We start from the raw sequence: 1,688 nt of genomic DNA, 5'->3' as shown, positions 1-1,688 counted from the left end.
GCCGTACGCGGGGTACGGGCCCGCGGGTGCGGGGGTGCCGTCCTACCCGTACGGCACGGCACCGCCGCCGCAGCCGTGGACGCGGGGCCCTGAGCCCGGCGTGACCTATGACCAGATGGCCCGCACCCCCGTGCACCGCTGGTGGCGGCCGGTGCTCGGCACCGTGGTGGTCGCGGCCGGTTATCTCCTGGTCAGCCTCATCGTGTTGCTCGGCGGCATGCTCTTCGCCGTGATGGCGGGCGTCGAGATCTCGATGACCCGAGCGATCCCGTTCGCCGACCCGGTGCTCGGCCTCGCGGTGATGCTGCTGTCCATCGCCGCCGCCCTGCCCGTGGTGTTCGGCGCGGCCTGGTTGATCCAGCGACGCCCGCCCGGCACGCTGTCCTCGGTGCTGGGCCGGTTGCGCTGGGGCTGGATGCTGTTGTGCATGCCGGTCGCGCTCGGCGCGGGCGTGCTCGGGCACCTCACCGCGTCCATCGTCTTCGGCCTGACCGGTGGGGAGATGTCCGCGGGCATCGGCTGGGCCGGATGGGACACCTTCATCTCCGGGCTGGCCGTGACGCTGATCCTGGTGCCGATCCAGGCCGCCAGCGAGGAATACCTGTTCCGCGGGTGGTTGATCCAGGCGTTCGGCGCCTTCCTGCGTACTCCCTGGCCGGGCATCGTGCTCGGCTCGGCCGGGTTCGCGGCGCTGCACAGGTACACCGGCTGGGGCATCGTCGACGTGTTCGCCTTCGGTGTGGTCGCGGGCTGGCTGGCCGTGCGTACGGGCGGGCTGGAGGCCCCCATCGCGTTGCACGTGGTCAACAACGTGCTGGGGCTGGGGATCAGCTCCGCCTCCGGCGACCTGGAGGGGGCGCTGGAGCAGGGGGCGGTGGCCTGGCAGGCGCTAGCGTCCAGCGCGGTACAGCTCACCGTGTTCGTCGTCGTGGTGCTGCTGCTCGCGCGCCGGCGAGGGGTCGAGACGACGGTGCCGGGCCGGGAGGTGTCGCCACCGCTGCCGATTAATACCTGACAAAGAGCTACAAACCACATTAAAGGCCACGGGCCATAAAAAAATCTGACTAGAGAGGTCTCGCCAGAGCGGGCGTGTCGTGTTGCCCTGGTGTGTGCGGAGCATGGCGTAAGGCGGGCCGGGGATCGGGAGGTGATCGTCAAAGCGGACGGTGGTTCAGCCGAGGGCGCCGGATATCCCGTGCCGTCCGGGATTTCGGGAGCGGACCGGTGGAACGGTCCGTGTGTGATACTCCGGCCTGGGAAGGGATTGGCGACGTCGCCAGGTTTGGGAGAGACGAACGTGCGAGCCCCGACGAGGAGGTGCTGAGCGTGGCTTCGGGCCCCCACGACCCGCGCTCGCCGATGGACGACGACGGCACGCCCGAAGAGGCGATTCCGGGCCGCCCGGAGCCCGGGCCGCACCCGCCGCCCGCCCTCCGGCACTCGCCTCCGGGTCCGTCCGAAGAGAAGACCACGGGTGTGCCGCTCGCCTCGCCGTGGGTGATGCCGCCCTTCTCCGCACCGACCCCCGAGGACTCGCCGTCCATCGAGCCCCGGCGGCCGCGCCGCCGCCCATACGCGCCGCCGTACGGTCGGCGCGCCCGCCACGCGAGCGGAGACGTCCCGGACGCCGCCCAGAACGCCCCTGCGGGAGGAGAAGACGCTTCACCGCCAGTAAGCCACCCCCAGGA

Annotated in this window: 1 protein-coding gene and 1 pseudogene; both read left to right on the top strand. The window is 71.4% G+C overall.

What is annotated here, in order from left to right:
- Positions 1–1,015 (top strand): CPBP family intramembrane glutamic endopeptidase (locus C1I98_RS38590; RefSeq protein ID WP_306461954.1); only part of this gene is annotated, 1,015 nt, incomplete at its 5' end.
- A gap of 311 nt (positions 1,016–1,326) precedes the next feature.
- Positions 1,327–1,688, top strand: a pseudogene (locus tag C1I98_RS41000) (hypothetical protein); the annotation flags it as partial.

Source organism: Spongiactinospora gelatinilytica (genome assembly GCF_003236385.1).
GTDB lineage: Bacteria > Actinomycetota > Actinomycetes > Streptosporangiales > Streptosporangiaceae > Spongiactinospora > Spongiactinospora gelatinilytica.
The sequence above is the reverse complement of the archived record's forward strand: the minus strand, read 5'-3'. Positions and strand labels throughout refer to the sequence as shown.